This is a genomic window from Pedobacter sp. 22226 (genome assembly GCF_052045455.1).
GTDB classification, from domain to species: Bacteria; Bacteroidota; Bacteroidia; order Sphingobacteriales; family Sphingobacteriaceae; genus Pedobacter; species Pedobacter jeongneungensis.
Genome location: NZ_JBQEPB010000005.1, coordinates 1 through 21,679 on the forward strand (window position 1 = coordinate 1; position 21,679 = coordinate 21,679).

The 21,679-nt window shown below is 40.2% G+C and carries 11 protein-coding genes; 8 read left to right on the plus strand and 3 right to left on the minus strand.

The annotated features are described in order from the left end of the window. Nucleotides 1-1,286: 1,286 nt before the first annotated feature. Entirely contained in the window at nt 1,287-1,751 is a 465-nt protein-coding gene (locus tag ACTJKC_RS12185; RefSeq protein ID WP_440792245.1) for an SMI1/KNR4 family protein, read from the minus strand. Between the two features lie 79 nt (nt 1,752-1,830). Beyond that, nucleotides 1,831-3,585, minus strand: a complete 1,755-nt coding sequence (locus ACTJKC_RS12190) for a GmrSD restriction endonuclease domain-containing protein (protein WP_440792247.1) — start codon at nt 3,583-3,585, stop codon at nt 1,831-1,833. 267 nt (nt 3,586-3,852) lie between these two features. Between ACTJKC_RS12190 and ACTJKC_RS12195 the strand changes: the two genes are divergently transcribed. Beyond that, the gene (locus ACTJKC_RS12195) at nt 3,853-5,928 is read left to right on the plus strand and encodes an FUSC family membrane protein (protein WP_440792249.1); all 2,076 of its coding nucleotides are present in this window, start codon (nt 3,853-3,855) and stop codon (nt 5,926-5,928) included. Nucleotides 5,929-5,989: 61 nt separating this feature from the next. On the opposite strand, the gene ACTJKC_RS12200 is transcribed toward ACTJKC_RS12195, so the two are convergent. Next, the gene (locus ACTJKC_RS12200; RefSeq protein ID WP_440792251.1) at nt 5,990-6,667 is read right to left on the minus strand and encodes a tetratricopeptide repeat protein; all 678 of its coding nucleotides are present in this window, start codon (nt 6,665-6,667) and stop codon (nt 5,990-5,992) included. A 219-nt stretch (nt 6,668-6,886) separates the two neighbouring features. Between ACTJKC_RS12200 and ACTJKC_RS12205 the strand changes: the two genes are divergently transcribed. From ACTJKC_RS12205 to ACTJKC_RS12235, 7 genes are all read left to right on the plus strand, one after another. Beyond that, complete coding sequence (locus ACTJKC_RS12205) at nt 6,887-7,546, plus strand: GDSL-type esterase/lipase family protein (protein ID WP_440792253.1); 660 nt, start codon at nt 6,887-6,889, stop codon at nt 7,544-7,546. A 1,738-nt stretch (nt 7,547-9,284) separates the two neighbouring features. Beyond that, the gene (locus ACTJKC_RS12210; RefSeq protein ID WP_440792255.1) at nt 9,285-12,203 is read left to right on the plus strand and encodes a triple tyrosine motif-containing protein; all 2,919 of its coding nucleotides are present in this window, start codon (nt 9,285-9,287) and stop codon (nt 12,201-12,203) included. A 257-nt stretch (nt 12,204-12,460) separates the two neighbouring features. Beyond that, nucleotides 12,461-15,625 carry a SusC/RagA family TonB-linked outer membrane protein gene (locus ACTJKC_RS12215; protein WP_344852667.1) on the plus strand — a complete coding sequence of 1,055 codons (3,165 nt, stop codon included), beginning with the start codon at nt 12,461-12,463 and terminating at the stop codon, nt 15,623-15,625. Between the two features lie 13 nt (nt 15,626-15,638). Further along, nucleotides 15,639-17,168 carry a RagB/SusD family nutrient uptake outer membrane protein gene (locus ACTJKC_RS12220; protein ID WP_344852668.1) on the plus strand — a complete coding sequence of 510 codons (1,530 nt, stop codon included), beginning with the start codon at nt 15,639-15,641 and terminating at the stop codon, nt 17,166-17,168. Nucleotides 17,169-17,261: 93 nt separating this feature from the next. After that, nucleotides 17,262-18,668 (plus strand): glycoside hydrolase family 30 protein, encoded by a 1,407-nt coding sequence (locus ACTJKC_RS12225; RefSeq protein ID WP_440792258.1) that lies wholly within the window; start codon nt 17,262-17,264, stop codon nt 18,666-18,668. Nucleotides 18,669-18,692: 24 nt separating this feature from the next. Then, a complete protein-coding gene (locus tag ACTJKC_RS12230) occupies nt 18,693-20,444 on the plus strand; it encodes a cellulase family glycosylhydrolase (protein WP_440792260.1) in 1,752 nt (583 codons plus the stop codon). Between the two features lie 18 nt (nt 20,445-20,462). Continuing rightward, nucleotides 20,463-21,659, plus strand: coding sequence for a hypothetical protein (locus tag ACTJKC_RS12235; RefSeq protein ID WP_440792262.1), 1,197 nt, complete (start codon nt 20,463-20,465; stop codon nt 21,657-21,659). Nucleotides 21,660-21,679: the final 20 nt, after the last annotated feature.

Consider the following 21,679-nt stretch of genomic DNA (forward strand, 5'->3'; position numbering starts at 1 on the left):
AGCGAATCGCTCCTCGTCTCGTCCTTTCGACCGGAGTGCAACGAAGCGGAGAAATCTATCTTATGAAACTTACCCCCGCTGGGTAGTCCGAAGTCGGAAAGACCGGGGTCCGGGGTTTGGCGTACTATAGTGAATCGCCCCTCATCGCGTCATTGCGAACCGAAGGGCAGGGCTGGTGAGGTGGAGTGAAGCAATCTTTTAAATTTAGTAGCCCCATCTGTATTTTCCATGCATGCGTAGCTTTTATCCACTCGTCTCGTCATTTCGACCGGAGTGCAACGAAGCGGAGAAATCTATCTTACAAGACTTACCCCCGCTGGGTAGTCTGAAGTCGGAAAGACCGGGGTCCGGGGTTTGGTGTACTATAGCGAATCGCTCCTCGTCTCGTCCTTTCGACCGGAGTGCAACGAAGCGGAGAAATCTATCTTATGAAACTTACCCCCGCTGGGTAGTCCGAAGTCGGAAAGACCGGGGTCCGGGGTTTGGGGTATTATAGCGAATCGCCCCTCGTTGCGTCATTGCGAACCGAAGGGCAGGGCTGGTGAGGTGGAGTGAAGCAATCTTTTAAATTTAGTAGCCCCATCTGTATTTTCCATGCATGCGTAGCTTTTATCTCCTCGGCTCGTCATTTCGACCGGAGTGCAACGAAGCGGAGAAATCTATTTTGAGAAACTTACCCCCGCTGGGTAGTCCGAAGTCGGAAAGACCGGGGTCCGGGGTTTGGGATATTATAGCGAATCGCCCCTCGTCTCGTCATTGCGAACCGAAGGGCAGGGCTGGTGAGGTGGAGTGAAGCAATCTTTTAAATTTAGTAACCCCATCTGTATTTTCCATGCGTGCGTAGCTTTTATCCACTCGTCTCGTCATTTCGACCGGAGTGCAACGAAGCGGAGAAATCTATTTTGAGAAACTTACCCCCGCTGGGTAGTCCGAAGTGGGAAAGACCGGGGTCCGGGGTATTATAGCGAATCGCCCCTCATCTCGTCATTTCGACCGGAGTGCAACGAAGTGGAGAAATCTATTTTACGATATCTTACCCCCACGATTGTATTCCTGACAGATAATTTATTATATAAAAATCAATATGAATGAAAGAAGAATCTTCGCGCAATAATAAGCCGCCAAATTCGTCATTGCGAGAAGGCTTTTTCAGCCGACGAAGCAATCTTTCTAACAAGTATTGCTAGCAGGAAAGATTGCTTCCCCAAAAAGTCGGGACAGGCTGTCGTTCCTCCTCGCAATGACGACCTTTCAGTTGGATTCTACTAGCTGAACATTAAAATGTTTTATTTACGGCTTTTACTTAACCTATCCCAAAAGCTATTATTATCTGATTTACTAAAAAGCCCTTCTGTAAGATAAATCTCCAGAAATTCAAATATCGAATTACTCTGAACGGTCGTTTCTTTGGAACCGTGATCGTTGTTGAGGATGTTATAACCTCCCCCTTCATTTAGCTGGATTAACCACTGATCGCTGTAGATCATGTATTCAGCGAAATGGAGCGTATTGCTTTTCAACTCGCTTCGGTAATCAATAACCTCTGATATCGGAATCACCCTAAACATAAAATCTTCAGTTTCGATTCCATTGCAAAAGGTATAAAAATCGATCAGATCTGATGGAAGCGGTTGGCTAAGCTTTGATTGTAGATCTGCTATGTCTTCTTCGCGGCATGGATCGTTAAAAGTAATACCCAGTTTCTTTATTACAGTTTTTTTGTTTTCGAAGAGTTGTTTAAGGGGTTGCATGGAAAAGCCAATTAGTTAATTAAAGACTATGTCAGCCCGTTAATTATAAGTTTAAGTCAGGAATAATACCTAATCACCCCTACTTAAACATTTTACTGATCGACAATAATTTTGGCGCGTCCATTTGAATTGTCCTTGAATTTTCTCTTGTAAAAGATTGTTTTCCAACAAATGAAATTTCTGATTGTTTTGGTACCCTAATTCTTATTGTTGATAAACCTTTATAGTCAATAATATCGATTTGGCTTTTTACTTGACTTTTCAGAGGTTCAGATAACTCGGACTTATCAATTTCACCTAAAATTTTATTAATATAGTCGTCTAAAGACCATCCCATTACCGCTAACTCTCTGTCAATACCTACAACGTATCTATCATTAATTGATTTGAATTCGATTTTATCTAGCTTTTTAATTGTTTCAGCATCACTTAATTTATCTGCCACCCCTATAAAAACGTATCCATCCTCTTCAGGACCAATATTTGCAATACCGCAAATGGTTTGAATTATTTCAGAATATAGTTTATTATTTAATTTTCTTTTTGACGATAAATCAAAAAAACCTTGTTTACACTCATATCTGTTAGATTCTATTTTTGATCTTCTAATAGAGTTTTCAAAATCTAATGCTAATCCGGAGCCATGTTTCAATACAGGGGGATCTTTTTTTACAAAGTATTTCCTAATAAGTCCATATGTAAGATTAATGTTTTTTTCCCTATCAGCAGTAACTGAGTAGTTAGCAGTTGATGTCATTTTTTTTTGTAAGTCTTTTAATGCTTTTACTATTTTATCATTCTCAGCTGGTGATTGTTCTTCTTTCACAATAAGTGTAAAAAGGGCCATAAATATTGAATAAAAAGATTCTTTGATGGGATTTCTTGACTTTGGATTTGTTATATTTATGATGGTTGTATTTTGTGATTCAAAAATTTGTTCAAGAATAGAGAATACAACTTTAATTTCATGGGTTAATCTATCAGAACCATAAACAATTAATTCTTTATTTAAATCACTATGTATATCGGATGATTCATCGTATATTTTATTAAAAAGATCTCTGCTTTTTGCTAGTGGTTCATCTTTTAAAATTGAAGCGACAAGATCAACAATCATCTCCTCGTCTTCACTATCCCTCAATTGTTTTTTCCAAATCACACCATTTTTACACCAAAAAATATCTTCAGCAACCAATCCATACCCTATCTTTTCTCTATTAGAATCAATGCTAATTTCAGGCATGTCGGATAATTCAAGCAAATCTTTTGAAGAATCGCCTCGAATCTCGGAAGCAATTTTTCTAATTAGGTCAGAAAAATTATCAATCATTCCAGCTTGCCTCTTTTCTTGCGGACTTAATTGCTTACCGCCAGAATTAATTCTGCCGAAGATATCTGTTATTGTGGCTTCGTTAGAATTTGGATATATTGTAATGGCTAGTTGATAATCTAAAAAATTCGCGCATTTTTGAGGATCAAGTAACGAATCGCTTTTTTCATTTGCAACAAATAACCCTTTATCCGCGTTTTGTTTTGCTCTAGAGGATTGTTTTACATCAAAATATTTGCCACCAACATCGAATCTATTTTCAATAAATGAAATTATTGAATTTAATCTTTGAAGGCCATCTATGATCTCAAATTTATCATCAGCTGTTTTGGCTAGTAATATTAAGGGGATTGGAAAATCTGAGATTATACTATCAATCAAAAATTGTTTTTCATCTACAGTCCACACGAGTTTTCTTTGATATTTTCGATTTACTAAAAATTTTTTTTCTGAGTATTGTCTATAAATTTCTTGAATACTCATCCCTCTTGGTGTCAAACTCATATTATGATTTTTTTTTCTTTATAAGAAAGTTATAATTAATTTATGCAAGCAAATTATAATTTGTGATAAAGGCCTAATGGCTATTATCATTATTACAAGCCTATGTGAAACAAATTCAAAAATTAATTAAATTGCTGCTAGTTTGCTAATGTAGTAACAAAAATATTTAGTTAAATACGGAAAACCATAAATACTCATTTTTAGTGATCCCTCCCCACATCTCAAATAATCCCTTACCTTTGCGGCTTTCTAACTAGCAGTTTATTCATGGGCAAAAACAGCATCGGCTCTGCCATTACATATTTCTTTTTAGGCGAGTACTTTTCTGATGCCCTGCGCACCACCATTACCGTGGTATTGCCCATCATTTTATTCTTTTACCTGGGTAATCCCGAAGCGGCAAAAGGAATAGGCGTGGGTGCTTTGCTGATCAGTTTAACCGATCTGCCCGATAACCGCCTTAACAAACTCAAAACAGCCTTATCCAGTATCATAGTATTTTTCTGCGCTACCCTGGTGGTATCTTCTGTTTTGTATAATCAATATCTTACTGCTGTGGTTGTGGTTGTTGCCGCTTTCGGTTGCTCTATGTTTGCGGTGTATGGACAGAAACTGTCGTTAATCGGTACCATGGCGCTCATTGTATGTACCTTTGTGATGGGGCTTCACCCCGCGAGGCCGCTGTATTTTAGCAGTTATATTTTGGTGGGTGGTGTTTGGTATTATGTAATCAGCCTGATCCAGATTCTGATCCGGCCTTACCGTTCCCTGCACCATGCCATTTTTGAGTGTTTAATGAGCAGTGCCGTATTTTTAAATGCCAAAGCGAAGAATTACGATGTGGATGTTCCGCTCGATCTGCAACAGAAAGAGGCCATTAAACTGCACATCAAGGTTAACCAGAAACACGAACTGATCCGCAACCTGTTGCTTACCGATAAGTACGCCATGAATCCCGATAACCCCAAAGGCCGGTTGTTGCTGGAACGGGCGAGGTTACTGATTGATTTATACGAACAGCTGAATGCGGTGCATTATGATTATGCCCTGGTGCGGGATACCCTGGCTACCGGACCGAGTTTAAAACTGATTGCCAGCCTGATCGAACTGCTGGCAAAAGAGCTCGAAGAACTCGGCAGGCACGTGCGTTCGGCAAAGGCTTATAAAGGCGAAGTAGCCACCAATATCAAATATTACCAGAAACGCTTAATGCTGCTGCAGGAAATGGAATGCCTGAACGAAAGCCAGCGTAAAATTGTGTTGAAAGTGGTTTCGAACATGAACGATATTGTGCGCATTATCGAAATGATCAGGGGGAATGAGCATACGCCCGAAAAACACCTGCAGGAACTGAGCGGCCCGATTTCCTATCCATTATTTATTACCGGCGACCGCTTTTCGATTAAAGAACACCTGAGTTTAAAATCGCCGATATTCAGGTTTTCGCTGCGGCTGGCCATCTGTTTCCTTTTCGGTTTTTTATTAATCTGGCAGTTGGAGCCCAGCAAATACAGCTACTGGTTGTTCTTAACGCTGGTAATTGTAGCAAGGCCGAAATTTTCGATTACCTGGAAACGGAACCTGCAACGCCTGAAAGGAAGCCTCGGAGGGGTTGTTGTGGGGCTGGTGATCATTTATTTTGTGAAGAGTCCGGCGGTGTTACTTTCCTTTTCGGTGATTTTCCTGCTGGGTTTTTATGCCTTCAACCGGTTAAACTATACCGTTAGTGTGCTCTTTATTACCCCCGCGGTAATTTTAACGCTGGGCAGTTACCAGGGCCATTTCGACCACCTGGTGCACGATCGGATTCTGTTTACCCTGCTGGGTTGTGTGATCGCTATTTTTGCTACTTACCTTTTCCCGATATGGGATAGCCACCAGCTGAAAGAGAAAATTAATAAAGCCACAAAAGATTGTTTACAATACTTAAAGGTAGCCATTGGGCGGAAGGAAAACCTGGGCGAAAACGTTTCGCGGATGGCGAGAAAAAATGCCAACCTGAGTTTATCGGCCCTGAGCGAAGCCATCGAATCGGCCAGTCAGGAGCCCGTGCGTAAACACCTCGATTTTAATGCGCTTTATGGTGTACAATCGACCATTTACCAGATCAATGCCATTATTACTTCCATTTACCTTTCGCTTAACCATAAACCCGAACAGGCTGATCCTGCTGTGGTGAGCCAGATTGTAAATCACCTCAGTGAAGGGACTACCTTACCAGACAGCACTTTAAAGCCGGATGAAACGGAACAGGAGAGTGATCATTCTACCAGGCAGAAGCTGGCCCATATTGCGGTTTTATCTGTAGCGTTTAGCAGGTTTAATGCTGCTTTCAGGGATTGACCCATTAGTGAAAATGCTCTTGCAGATTTAAGGCGATCAATGCCGGAGGTACTTATCTCATTTATTTCGTATAACCCAACAAATCCTTAACCCGATCGAGCCTGTTGCTGTTTAAAGTTGTACGATACACACTTTCAACAGTACTATTATCAGGAAAGGTTGCTTTTAAATCGCTCAATAAGGCTAAAGCTTTAACCTTATCATTTTCTGCGATATAGATTACCCCAGCAGTATTTATGATTTCATCTATCTGTATTGGCGTTAGTGTAGTGTCTATTTTAGGTAGCTGCTTCTTGTTTACCTCATCAGCAACTGCCTTATAACCTGCCTCGGCCAATTCATTTTTACCCTGTGCATCATAAATCAGCGCCCTTTTATATTGGATGTCTAAATCGTTGGGGTTTTTCTTCAGCCACTCTGTACACAGTTCAACCGATTCATCAAATTTTTTCATGTACTGATAACAACTTAACAGGTTGTAAAATGCGATCTTGTATCCTCCATCTTCGGCAAGTGCTTTTTTATATAACTGTACGGCACTTTCTAACGAATCTTTAGGATATTTTAGATTCATCACATTCAAAAAGATTTTAAGCGCACTATCATTAGCCACCATTGCACTCTTTTTGGGCTGATCATTAATCTGATGTGCCTTTTGTTTGCATGAAATTATAATACTGGCAATAACTAAAAGCATTAAACTGCTTTTTCTGATCAGGAATGGGCGGTAATTTTGCATGGGATGTTAACTTAAATATCTGGTTGATTAAATATAGAAACTAATGGCTTAGTTAAAATAGTTTTTGATGTAATTTATTTGTGATTGAACAGGGGAATGCTTTATGGTTGCCAGCCCATCTTTAAAGTTGGCAACTCACAACACCCGTAATAAATTTGATTGATTAAGCTGTGAAACTATAGATATTGGTATATTGTGCGGTTTAATACCATTATGTACATGAAAAAATTATTCCTGAGTCTTTTCCTGCTCTCTTGTTTTACTGTTGCTGCTTTTGCACAAAAGAAACCCAATTTCTGGGATGATGTGCAAACGATTAAAAAATACGATCAGATGTATAAGCCGCCTGTTCATCCGGTGTTATTTGTAGGCAGTTCATCTATCCGGAAGTGGGACGATTGCATGCAGATTTTTGCAAAATACAATGCCTTAAACCGTGGTATCGGTGGCGCGGTAATTAATGATATTACCTATTATTTAAACGATGTGGTTTTTCCGTATCAGCCAAAACAGCTGGTGATTTATGTAGGTGAAAACGACCTGCCAAACGATGCGGTAACACCCGATACCGTTTTAAACCGTACCATTCAGTTATACCGGGCCATCAGGGCAAAACTGCCAACGGTACCAATTGTTTACATTTCGATTAAACCAAGTCCGAGCCGGGATAAGTTTAAGGAGAAAGCAGTGGCTTCTAACGCGCTCATTAAAAAGTTCCTAGCCGGAGAGGCCAATACCACTTTTGTTAATGTATATTCTTTAATGCTTACTAAAGAGGGTAAACTCAGGCCAGAATTGTTTGTGGAAGATATGCTGCATATGAATGCTACGGGGTATGCCATCTGGCGAAAAGCGGTTGAACCACATTTAATAAAATAGGCATGTTTAACCAAATACGGAAGGTAAGAACACGTAAACTTATCAGGCGTTAAATATTTATTATTGCACAGTCTCCTGTTATTTAGCCCCGATTGAACGGAAAGCCCGGAACCCGATTTTCCATCGGGTGAGGACTTGAAGGAAAAGCGGGACCGGAGCAACGCTAAGAACCACATGCTTACTGCTTCCAAAAAAAACACCTTTTTTCTAGCCAACCCAGCTACATATTGAAGGTATTTTTCTAATGATATTTTACCATATAAGTAATATAAGAACATATAAACTTAAGTCTTACATTCCTTATATGGTTAGAAACCTGCGAAACCGGAGCAAGCCTAAGAACCACATGCTTACTGCTTCAAAAAAAACACCATTTTCTAGCCAACCCAGCTACATGATAAAGGTATTTTTCTAATGATATTTTACCATATAAGTGATATAAGAACATATAAACTTAAGTCTTACATTCCTTATATGGTTAGAATCCTGCGGGACCGGAGCAATGCTAAGAACCACATGCTTACTGCTTTAAAAACACCTTTTTTCTAGCCTAGTCAGGTACATGTGGAAGGTGTTTTTCTAATGATAATTTACCATATAAGTGATATAGAAGATATAAACTTACATGATCTTACATTCCTTATATGGTTAGAAACCTGCGAGACCGGAGCAAGCCTAAGAACCACATGCTTACTGCTTTAAAAAACACCTTTTTTATAGCCAACCCAGGTACATATTGAAGGTGTTTTTCTAGTTATATTTACCATATAAGTGATATAAGAACATATAAACTTACATGATCTTACATTCCTTATATGGTTAGAATCCTGCGGGACCGGAGCAAGCCTAAGAACCACATGCTTACTGCTTCAAAAAAAGACACCATTTTCCTAACCAAATCAGGTACATGTTGAAGGTGTTTTTCTAATGATATTTTACCATAAGTGATATAAGAACATATAAACTTACATGATCTTACATTCCTTATATGGTTAGAAACCTGCGGGACCGGAGCAAGCCTAAGAACCACATGCTTACTGCTTCAAAAAAAGACACCATTTTCCTAACCAAATCAGGTACATGTTGAAGGTGTTTTTCTAATGATATTTTACCATATAAGTGATATAAGAACATATAAACTTACATGATCTTACATTCCTTATATGGTTAGAATCCTGCGGGACCGGAGCAAGCCTAAGAACCACATGCTTGCTGCTTCAAAAAAACACCTTTTTTATAGCCAACCCAGCTACATATTGAAGGTATTTTTCTAATGATAATTTACCATATAAGTAATATAAGAACATATAAACTTAAGTCTTACATTCCTTATATGGTTAGAAACCTGCGGGACCGGAGCAACGCTAAGAAACACATGCTTGCTGCTTCAAAAAAACACCTTTTTGAAGCCAACCCAGCTACATGATAAAGGTATTTTTCTAATGATATTTTACCATATAAGTGATATAAGAACATATAGACTTACATGATCTTACATTCCTTATATGGTTAAACCGTTTGAGGTATTGCACCTGAAAAATATATTTTTTACAACCTAAGTCACCTTAGTATTTCATGAGATTAATAATTATGTACTTCAAACTTACCTGTTCCCAGGTGACTAAGGTGGTGAATGAATACCCCGGGTGTTTCTAAACTCCTACCTTACGGTTGTGAACAAGGTTAACCGGAATTAAAATTATATATTTATTATTGCGATTAAATCATCCCTAACCTCATGTACAGATTTCTACTTGTTATTTTATGCTTTCTAACTGTTTACCATGCCTCCGCTCAGGATCTTTTGGGTATTCCGCAGATTGTAAATTACAATAACGAACAATATAACGGGGGGATACAGAACTGGGAGGTTAAACAGGATAAAAACGGCATCCTGTATTTCGGGAACAACGAGGGTTTACTCACCTTTAACGGCAGGTATTGGAACCTTTACCGCCTGCCTAATTATACTTCGGTCCGCTCTATAGGCATCGACTCTAAAAACAGGATTTACGTTGGCGGACAGGATGAATTCGGTTATTATTACCCCAATGAGCATGGAATTTTAAAGTACACCTCTTTATTAAACCTGGTGCCTGAAAATTTGCGTAAGCTGGCCGATATCTGGGATATTTCGATTGTTAATGATGAAGTGTTTTTCAGGTCGGTTAACGCCATTCTCCATTATAAAGATGGCGTAGTTAAAAGTTATAAAATCAGCACTACCTGGCAGTTTATGGGGATGGCCAATAATAAGGTTTTCTCGCAGAACCAGCTGGTTGGACTCATGGTTTTCGACCATGATTTGTGGAAGCCCTTTTGCACCGATACCATTTTAAAACGTTTTGTTGTTACGGCTGTTTTACCCTATGCCAAAGATACCTTGTTGGTTTCTACCCTGAAAAGGGGTTTCTTTCTGATTGCCAACAGCAAACTTATTCCACTGAAAACGAAGCTTGATCCGGTTTTTTTTAACGACAGGATTTATTTTGCCAACCGGATTAATCAAAACTTATATGGAGTGGGCACAACATCAGGCGGGGTGTACATCATGAACAAACGCGGCGAACTGGTACAGAAGTACAACTATAGGGAAGGTTTACAGAACAATAATGTGAGGGGCATCCTGCTCGACAGGGATAAAAATATGTGGCTGGCTTTGGATGATGGCATTGCCTATGTGGCTATTAACAGTGCCATTAAAAACATCTTCCCCGACCGCAACAAGCAGATTACCAGTTATGCTTTCAGGAAGTTTAACCAATCGGTTTATATAGGCACTTCGAACGGTTTATATACGGCCAAACTAAATGCTGCGAGCCCCGATTTAAGCTATGCTACTGCAAATTTTGAGGAAGTAAAAAATACGAAAGGGCAGGTTTGGGGATTGGACGAAATCAACAATCAGTTGTTAATGGCGCATGAGGATGGTACTTCTGTGATTCAGAACAACACGGCCAGATCGCTCTATAATTTGCCGGGCACCTGGATGTACCAAACCGTAGATAATGTATATCCCAGCAGTGAGGTAATTGCAGGTACCTACTGGGGCCTGCAACGGTTGGTATATAATGGCAGTACTTTTACCAATGGCGGTAAAATTGAAGGCTTGAGAGAAACCCTGCGTTTTATTGTTGCCGATAATAACAATCCCGATCATATCTGGGCCTCGCATCCCTACCATGGGGTGTATAAAATAGAATTAAAGCCCGATCATAAAAGCATATTGCGTACCACCATGTTTACCGACAAGGATGGATTACCATCTAAACTCTACAATTATGTGTACCACGTAAAAAACAGGGTGTTAATTGCCACGGTTGATGGCGTATATGAGTACGATGCGGTAAAAAGGAAGTTTATCAGGCTAAAACTGCTGGGTAATGCACTTAACGGGGTATCTATTCAGTATATGAAAGAAGATAATGATGGCAATATCTGGTTTGTGAGCAATAAAAAAGTTGGCGTAATCGATTTCAGAAAGCCCGCCGGTGGCAATGCCTTTACTATATTTTACCTGCCCGAGCTTGATGGGAAAGTAGTGGGTGGTTTCGAATCCATTTACGCATTAGATAGCCGCAATATATTTATTGGTGCCAACAAGGGTGCTTACCACATCAATTATGATAAATACATCGAGAACATTACCAAACCAAACGTGGTGTTGGGGATGATAAAATTATTCGGTAAAAAGGATAGTGTGGTTTTTGGGGGTTATTTTGTTAAAAACGGCGCAGTTGCAGGTAAACAGGACGAACGGAATTTGCCGGAGTATGTGAACAGCTTAAATTCCATCCATTTCGAATATGCATCTACACTGTTTGAGCACGACAGGAATATCAAATTCAGCTACCAGTTGGTTGGTTTCGACCGCGACTGGTCGGAATGGGGTGTTAAAAGTGAAAAAGATTATACCAATTTACCTGCCGGGAAATATACCTTTAATGTAAAGGCCAGAACCGATGTAGGCAACGAATCTGCCATGGTGAGTTATAGCTTTATGGTTTTACCGGCCTGGTACAATACCATCTGGATGAAGATGGTTTACCTGATCCTGGTTGTTTTACTGATCAGGTTAATCATCAGGTGGCAAAAGCAAAAACACATTAAAGAGCAGGAGCGGATGAGTTACCTCCACCAGCTGGAATTAGACCGCAATGAAAAAGAAATTGTGCGCCTGCAGAACGAAAAACTGGAAGCGGATGTAAACTATAAAAATAAAGAACTCTCTACCATGACCATGCATCTGGTACAGCGTGGTAAGGTATTGGCAAAGATTAAAGAGGTGATTTCTACCGTAATCAAAAACCACGATATCAGCGAAAGTTCGCCCAGTTTCAGGCACCTCATCAGGCTGATCAGGGATGTGGAGAAGAAAGACCAGGAACTGGATCACCTGAGCGTGCACTTTAACCACGTAAATACCGAATTCTTTAATAAACTTAAAGATCTTTATCCCGATTTAAGTCAGAATGATTTGAAGTTCTGTGCCTATTTATCGATGAATCTTTCTTCAAAAGAAATGGCACAGCTGATGAATGTAACCATTAAAGCCATCGAAGTGGGGCGCTATCGCCTGAGAAAGAAACTCCAGCTTAAACCGGAAACCAATTTATATGAGTTTCTGATCGAAATAGCACGACAAAAGAACCCATAAATCAATGTTTTTGTTACAATTATAACATTTCATGAGGTTAATACTTAAATAACTGTTTATCAGTTATATTATGTTTGCTGTGTAGGGCTGATGTAGGCCTGTATTTCTTCTTTTTTTCTTAAATGAGGGCTTGTGTATGGTTTGTGTAGTAGCACTAAATTGTGCTATTGTATTGCGCCTCTATAGATTTGATTTTAATAACGGGCACCAAAGCCCACGGTGTTAACTAACCAAATATTAACTTAAAATTAAATTCTATGAGAGGAAGATTTACATTCGTATTCTTCATGTTCTGTATTCTGGCATTTCCGCTGGCCTTACTGGCACAAGACATTCCGGTTACAGGAAAAGTAACAGAACAAAATGGCGGGCCGTTACCGGGTGTAACGGTTAAACTTGACGGAACAAGCAAAGCGGCATCAACCGATGCCAATGGTGTTTTCGCTATCCAGGCACCGGTAGGTGGAAAATTAACCATCAGCCTGATCGGCATGGCCACGCAAACCGTCACTGTTCCGGCAGGCGGCCGTATCAATGTTTCGCTTAAAGCCGATTCGAAAGATTTAACCGAGGTGGTTGTAGTAGGTTATGGAACACAAAAGAAAAGTGTGGTAACCGGCGCAATTTCGAGCGTTAAAGCATCAGATCTGGAAAATCAACCGGTAGTACGTATAGAGCAATCGTTACAGGGTAGAACTTCGGGCTTAACCATTGCGGCTACATCTGGTCAGCCGGGTTCGAGTTCAACAGTGCGTTTAAGGGGTTTTACTTCTTTCGGTAACAGTAAGAACGATCCGCTTTGGGTAATCGATGGTGTGGTAATTGATGCCGGTGGTATTGGTTACCTAAATCAGGATGATATCGAATCAATCGAGGTATTAAAAGACGGTGCATCTGCAGCTATTTATGGTACACGTGCTGCAGCCGGAGTAATTTTGGTAACCACCAAAAAAGGTAAAGCAGGTACGCTGAACATTAATTACAGTGGTTATTACGGCATACAATCGCCGGCCAAAAAACTCGATCTGTTAAATGCTACACAATATGCTACATTGCGTAATCAGGCATTGGTAAGTGCAGGTAAGGCTCCGGCTTTTGCCAACCCGGCTGCTCTTGGCGAAGGAACAGACTGGCAGGATTTAATTTTTAATAACAGTGCGCCAAAACAAAGCCATGAGTTTAGCGTATCAGGAGGAAGTGAAAAAGCAACTTATTTTACCTCTTTTGGCTATACTGATATTACGGGTATAGTAGGTTCTCCTGTTTCTAAATTTAACAGGGCAAACGTTCGTATCAATACCTCATTTAAACCGATTAAACAAATTACTTTTGGCGAGAACTTAGGTTATAGCCATGGGGTAAACAGCGGAATTGGCGAAACCAACCGCGAATTTGGAGGGATATTAAGTTCTGCAATCAATTTAGATCCGATTACACCATCGGTAATTACCGACCCTACGGGCCAGTCTGTTTTTTATCCTGCGTTAGGTTCGCCGCAATACAATGCTGCAACTAGAAATGGCGACGGTCAGTTATTTGGTATTTCTCCTTACGTAGGTCAGGAAATGAAAAACCCGCTTGCCCAGATCCAGAACAGATTAGGTAATTACGGTTATGATCATAATATTGTAGGTAATGTTTTTGCAGATGTTGAGCCGATTCCTGGTTTACATGTACGCTCATCATTAGGTACAAAATTAGCTTTTTACGGAAGTAATTCGTTCAGTCCGGTAGCATACTACAATACTTCTACACCAATTAATCAATCTGGATTAACCAGAGAAAACACTTATGTAATTAATTGGAATATAGAAAATACCATTTCTTATAATAAGATTTTTGGCAAGCATAATGTTACCTTCTTACTCGGGCAGGGAAAATATAGCGATGGTAATGCACGCAGGGCAACAATTGTTTATAATAATATTCCTGCTAAAACTTTTGATGAAGCATCTTTCAGGTACAATTCGTTACCAGCTGACAGGCAGAATAGTACTGGTGGTGATGGTACCGACCACAGGATCAACTCACTATTTTCGAGGATCCAGTATAACTATGGAGAAAAATACTTGTTATCTGCTTTAATCAGACGTGATGGATCATCAAGATTTGGTGGTAATAATAAATTTGGTTATTTCCCTTCTGCATCTGTAGGTTGGGTGCCAACTTTAGAAGATTTTTTCCCTAAAAACAATGTATTAACCTTCCTTAAAGTAAGGGCAAGTTATGGGGTAACCGGAAATGATGGTATTGGTGATTTTTCTTTTATCCCGATTGTAGGCGCAGGCGCCGATCGTAATTATGTGTTTGGTTCAACTAACGAAACCGTTTATGTGGGTTATAGTCCTGGTGCTCCGGCTAATCCTAACCTGAGATGGGAGGAAACCCGTCAAACAGATATTGGTATTGATGCAACCTTATTTCAAAACCTAACCCTAACAGTTGATATTTACGATAAAAAAACTACAGGTATCCTTCAAAATCCACCAATTCCGGGTTATGCAGGTTATGGAAGTTTCGCACAGAATGTTGCTGATTTACAAAACAGAGGTTTAGAGATCGAACTTGGCTATAAAAAGAAATTTGGCGAGGTAGACTTCGGAGTGAATGGTAACGTTTCTTTTTATAAAAATAAAGCAACCAAATTGTTGCCGGGCAACCAGTTTCAGGAAGATAACAGTGCTACGTTCCAGAATTTGGGAAATATTACCAGAACAGGATTAAACCTGCCATATCAGCAATATTTTGGATATAAGAGTTTAGGTATTTTCCAAACCCAGGCAGAGATAGATAGTTATGTAGGTGCTGATGGTGTAACCAAATTACAGCCAAATGCAAAACCAGGCGATATAAAATTTGCAAATTTAACTAACGATAACCTGATCAATCCTGACGACCGTACTTACTTAGGCAATCCGAATCCAACAGTAAGTTATGGTATCACCATTAACCTGGCTTATAAAAACTTCGATTTTACTGCTTTCGGAAGCGGATCGGGTGGCAACAAAATTTTTCAGGGCTTAAGAAGACTGGATATTTCAACAGCAAATTACCAAACTAAATACTTAGATGCGTGGACACCAACCAACACCGGTGCCTCATTACCAAGAATTGTTGATGGTGATCCAAACAGAAACTATTCGAACTTTACCGATTTATATTTAGAGAACGGAAACTTTTTCAGATTAAGAACAATGCAGCTGGGTTACTCTTTGCCTAAAGATATCATCAATAAATGGGGTATGAAAAGACTTAGGGTATATGTACTTGCCGAAAACTTATTTACCATAACCAAATATACGGGTTACGATCCTGAACTGGGTGTAACAGGCGACTCGGGTGGCGGTGCTCAATATGGTATCGATCGTGGTGCATATCCACAGGCAAGGGCATTTTTGTTTGGATTAAATGTTGGATTTTAATATAAATTAAATCATGATGAAAAAGAATTTTTTATACTTTACAGTGATGGCAATTGCTGTATCGTTGGGTTCCTGCAAGAAGGAATTAGATACAAACCCCCAGGAAAGGATAACTTTAGATAATTACTATAAAACACAGGCTGATGCTTTTACGGGTTTAGTTGCCATTTACGATAGATTTGCATTCCAGTCAGGCGGTTTGTATGATAAATCGGCTATAATGGATGTTGCCAGTGACGATCAACTGGCAGGAGGTGGTAGTTCGGGCGATATTAATGACCTGCAGGTAATGCAAAACTATACCCTTAATGCGAGCACCGGGCCTCATGGCTACCTTTGGAACAGGGGTTACAGTGGGATATTCAGGGCAAACGTGCTGTTGTCTAAAATTGACGCCATCCCGATGGATGCAGCTTTGAAAGCAAGATACATTGCAGAAACAAAAGCCATGCGTGCGGCATTTTACTTCGATCTGGTTACTTTTTTCAAAAACGTTCCGTTAATTGAAGGAGTTGTTGAAATTGGCGATATCTATAACATTACCCAGGCACCACCAGCTTCTATTTATGCTTATGTAGAAAAAGACCTTAACGATGCTATACCTAATTTGCCCAACACTGTTCCTGCTGCAACAGAAGGTGGCCGCTTAACCAAAGGTGCTGCACAGGCACTATTGGGTAAAGTATTATTGTATGAGAAAAAATGGCAGGCCGCTGCAGATCAGTTTGCTGTGGTAAATGGTACAGCACCTGGTGTTTCACCCTCAGTGTATGGTTATAAACTATATCCTGTATTTGGCGATTTATGGAAACCAGCAAATAAATTCAATTCAGAATCAATTATCGAATTTGTTCATAGCAGTAAATCGAATGGAAACTGGTCGGCTGCTGGTAATAGTGAAGGTAACTTATTATCCATTACTACTGGTCCGCGGGGATATAGCAAAGTCTTAAGTACAGCACCTGATTATTTCAGTGGCTATAGCTTTCTGGTATTTACCAAAGATTTCTTTGATTTTATTCATAAAGACCCAAGAAATGCAGCAACTGTAGCAAATTTAGATAGCTTACAAACCAATGGCATTGCGAAATACACGCCGGGCTATAATAACACAGGGTATTTCTTTGCTAAATATATGGGCTTAACCACTCAGGCTGCGGCAACTATCCCTGAATTAAATTTCGGTATAGACGAATACGAAATCCGTTTGGCCGATACATATTTAATGGAAGCAGAAGCTTTAATGAATGCTGGCGCTGCTGTTGGTGCAGGCTCCAGGGCTTATATTTTACTGAATGCGGTGCGTGCAAGGGTTGGCTTAAATCCAGTTGCAGTAACGCAGGATAATATTGAAAAAGAGAGACGTTTGGAACTTGCGGGCGAAGGTCAGCGTTTCCCGGATTTGGTACGTTGGGGTAAAGCTGCAGCAACATTGAAATTCAAAGGCTTTATTGCTGGCCGTCACGAAGTTTTCCCGATTCCACAAAACGAATTGAATAACACCAAACTCGAACAGAACAAAGAGTGGGGTGGAACAAAATAATTGCTCATCATCTATAACGCTTAAAGTTTAATTGTCAACAGGGAGAAAGCTAAACCTTTCTTCCTGTTTTTTAATCTGAACCATATTTTACCTATGCTATCTACAAAACCATTTCAGCTTTTGGCTGCCTGCATCATTACCTGTTCATCATTTTCGGCTATTGCACAAAACCAGGCCGATGTTTGGTTAACCAGTGCCGATCGCGCTGTCTTATTCACAAAACAGGCCACAGGTTTAAGTTTTTCTGCTGCAAAAAACGATTATCCAACCATTGTGGTTAATGAAAAAGAAACTTTTCAAAGCATTGATGGATTTGGTTATGCCTTAACCGGTGGCAGTGCTCAGCATATCATCAAAATGTCGGCACCCGCCAGGGCGGCTTTATTAAAAGAACTGTTTGCTACCAATGGCAATAACATTGGTGTAAGCTATATCCGTTTGAGTATCGGCGCTTCCGATTTAAACGAAAAAATATTTTCTTATAACGACCTTCCCGAAGGGCAGACCGATTTAGCACAGTCAAAATTCGATTTGGGCCCCGATAAAATGGACGTGATTCCGGTAATGCAGGAGATCCTTGCAATTAATCCCAAACTAAAAATTATGGGTTCGCCATGGTCTCCTCCCTTATGGATGAAAACCACTTATGATGCCCGTGGAGGTATGCTCAAGCCCGAATATTACGATGTTTATGCTAAATATTTGGTCCGTTACGTGCAGGAAATGCAAAAACAGGGAATCCCGATCGACGCCATTACCATTCAGAACGAGCCTTTGCATCCGGGTAATAACCCGAGTTTGTTGATGGTGGCACCAGATCAGGCGTTTTTTGTAAAGAAATTCCTAGGCCCTGCTTTTGCAAAGGCCAGTATTAAAACTAAAATTCTTATATACGATCATAATGCCGACCGGCCTGATTACCCGATTACCATTTTAGATGATCCCGAAGCCAAAAAATACATCGATGGCTCTGCCTTTCATCTTTACGGCGGTAAAATTGATGCCTTAACTGATGTGCACAATGCCCATCCTGATAAAAATATTTACTTCTCTGAACAAATGGTGGTTGAGCAGCCAAACGCTGCAGGAATTAATATTGTAAACCCGGTCAGGCGCTTAATTATTGGTGCTACCCGCAACTGGAGCAAAAACGTACTCGAGTGGAACCTGGCTGCCGATCCTGAAAATAAACCTTATACCGATAGGGGAGGCTGTTCCATGTGTCAGGGTGCAGTAACCATCGATAAAGATCATTACAGCAGAAACCTGGCGTATTATTCCATCGCACATGCTTCTAAATTTGTGCGCCCCGGTTCAGTGCGGATTGCCACAAACGATTTACCCGATCTGCCAAATGTTGCTTTTAAAACACCTGATGGAAAACATGTTTTAATTGTAGCCAGCAGCGGCAAAAATAATACTGAATTTAACATCAGCATTAACGGTAAAACGCTTGTAGCCACGCTCGATAAAGGATCTGTAGCTACTTATACCTGGTAACCTCTAAAACCTAACCTTATTTTTATGAATTTTACAAAATCAATTTTATATACTTTTTTGCTCTCTCTCCTTTCATTTACAGGTTTTAGTCAGGGTTTTTTAAAGGCCGGTGGTAAAAAAATAGTGAACGAAAAAGGCGAAAATGTGCTGCTCCGTGGCATTGGTTTAGGTGGCTGGATGTTACAGGAAGGTTACATGTTGAAAATCAATAAAGAATCGCAACAGTACCGGATCCGAGAGCGGATAGAAGAATTAATGGGCCCCAAACAGACACAGGAATTTTACGATGCCTGGCTGGCCAATCATACCCGCAAAATTGATGTCGATTCGATGAAGCGCTGGGGTTTTAACTCCATCCGTTTGCCAATGCATTACAATTTGTACACACTGCCGGTAGATAAAGAACCAGTTGCCGGCCAGAATACCTGGCTGGAGAAAGGTTTCGCTTTAACTGATAGCCTTTTAGCGTGGTGTAAAGCCAATAAAATGTACCTGATTTTAGATTTACATGCCGCACCCGGCGGACAGGGAAACGATGTAAATATTGCCGACCGCGATCCATCAAAACCCTATTTGTGGGACAGCGAAGCCAATCAGCAAAAAACAATTGCCCTTTGGAAAAAACTGGCCGAACGTTATAAAAATGAGCCTTATATAGGGGCTTACGATATTTTGAACGAGCCGAATTATGGTTTCGAAAACCCAACAGAAGATAAAAACGGGACAAAAGAAAAAACGAATGCACCGTTACGGAAATTAATGGTCGAAATTACCAAAGCCATCCGTGAAGTTGACCAAAAACACATCATTATCATCGAAGGAAACGGCTGGGGCAATAATTATAATGGTATTTTTCCTCTTTGGGATAAAAATATGGTATTGAGTTACCATAAATACTGGAATTATAACGATCAGAACTCAATTGCGCATATTTTGAAAGCCCGTGATGAGCAAAATGCACCGGTTTGGCTGGGCGAAACAGGAGAAAACTCCAATGTGTGGTTTACTGATGCCATCCGCCTTTTAGAAAAGAATAATATTGGCTGGTCGTGGTGGCCTTTAAAGAAAATCGGTTCAAATAATCCGATGGAAATTAAATCGAATCCAAATTATGATGCATTGGTGCGTTATATGAACAACGGTGGCAATAAACCAAAGGATAGTAATGTGTACAGCGGCTTAATGGAACTGGCCATTTATTCAAAACTGGAAAATACCATTATCCATCGTGATGTAATTGATGCAATGATCCGCCAGCCTTTTAGCAACGAAACCAAAGCTTTTAAAGCCAGTGTAATAAAAGATAAAAGCATTGTTTATGCTGTAGATTACGACCTCGGTAAAAATGGTTTTGCTTATTTCGACACTGATACAGCCGATTATCATGTTTCAACCGGGAAAAGATCGGCCGGAAACAGGGGCAGGATTTACCGTAACGATGGGGTAGATATTGCAAAAGACTCCATCCGGTACGAAAAATATTATGTAAACCAAATCGAAAATGGCGAATGGTTGCAATACACAGTAAATGTTGCACAAAAAGGTACCTATACTTTAAAACTAAATACCGCTGCTGATAACGCTGATGGCAAAATTACCATTCTGATTGATGGTAAAGAGGTAGCAAAGGCTGTTGCCGTTCCAAATACCGGCGATGCGAAGAAGTTTATGCCTTTCGAAATCAAAAACATTGCTTTAAAGGCAGGTAAACAAAAAATTAAGGTCCTGGCCGCTACAGGAGGTTATAATTTTAGTTATATTCAGTTCGTAAAATAACCTAACCAAAACATCATCTTGAAAGGCACAAAACGAATCCTGCTTATTTTAGCGGCAATGGCAATTGTCATTATTGTCCTTTCAAGATGTATGAATGTTGCCGGTCAGTTGCCAAAAGATATCAGGGGCGAGGCTTATACCGGGGCCGCTACCTGTATCAAATGCCATAAAGATTTATCTCAGTCTTATGCGCACAGTCCACATGGTTCAACTTCTAAACCTGTGGCAGATGCACAGCTGTTAAAGGTTTTTGCCGCTGATTCGAATAGTTTTTTATTTGATGTACACCAAAAAGTAGTTATCGAAAAACGGGATAGCGGAATCTTTCAGGTGGCTTATCAGGATGGTAAAGCCCTTCGTGCCCAAAAGTTCGATATTCAGTTCGGTTCAGGTGAAAAAGCTTATACTTATGCTTATTGGCAGGGCAAAAAACTGTATGAATTACCTTTATCGTATTTTGCTGCCATTCAAAACTGGGCCATCAGTCCTGGTTTTCCCCGCGACAGATTTTATTATGATAGAGGCATCACCAGCCGCTGTCTCGAATGCCATGGTTCTTATGTAGAAAAAAAACTGACCCAAAAATCAGCTTTTGTAATAGATGAGGAAATGGAAAAAGGTTCGTTAATCTACGGCATCGATTGCGAACGCTGCCATGGTCCCGGCAAACAACATGTGGTATTCCACACGGAAAACCCTGAAGAAAAAACCGCAAAATTTATTGCCATTTATAAAAAATTATCACGCAAGCAGAAAATGGATGCCTGCAGTGTTTGCCACTCAGGCAATACTTTGGTTACCCAGAAATCGGTTTTCGGGTTTAAACCCGGCGATAATTTAGATGAGTACTATCAGCAGGATTTTGTAGGTTTTGGGGGTGGTAACCCCGATGTACATGGCAACCAGGCCAGTATGCTAAGGGGCAGCAACTGCTACCGGAAAAGCGAAACAATGACCTGCCAATCGTGCCATAATACTCACGAAAGTATAAAAGGCAACTTAACTATTTATTCGCAGCGCTGTATCAGCTGTCATCAAACTACCAAACACAGCAAGGCTACTTTGGCAAAAGGATCGCTCAGCACCAATTGTATCGATTGCCATATGCCCAAAGAACCTTCAAAACTGATCACTTTTCAGCAGGCCGGTAAAAATGATTTAAGTGCTTATCTGTTGCGCTCACACCATATTGCCATTTATCCCGTTAATAAGTAATAAAACCAAACTTGTATTAA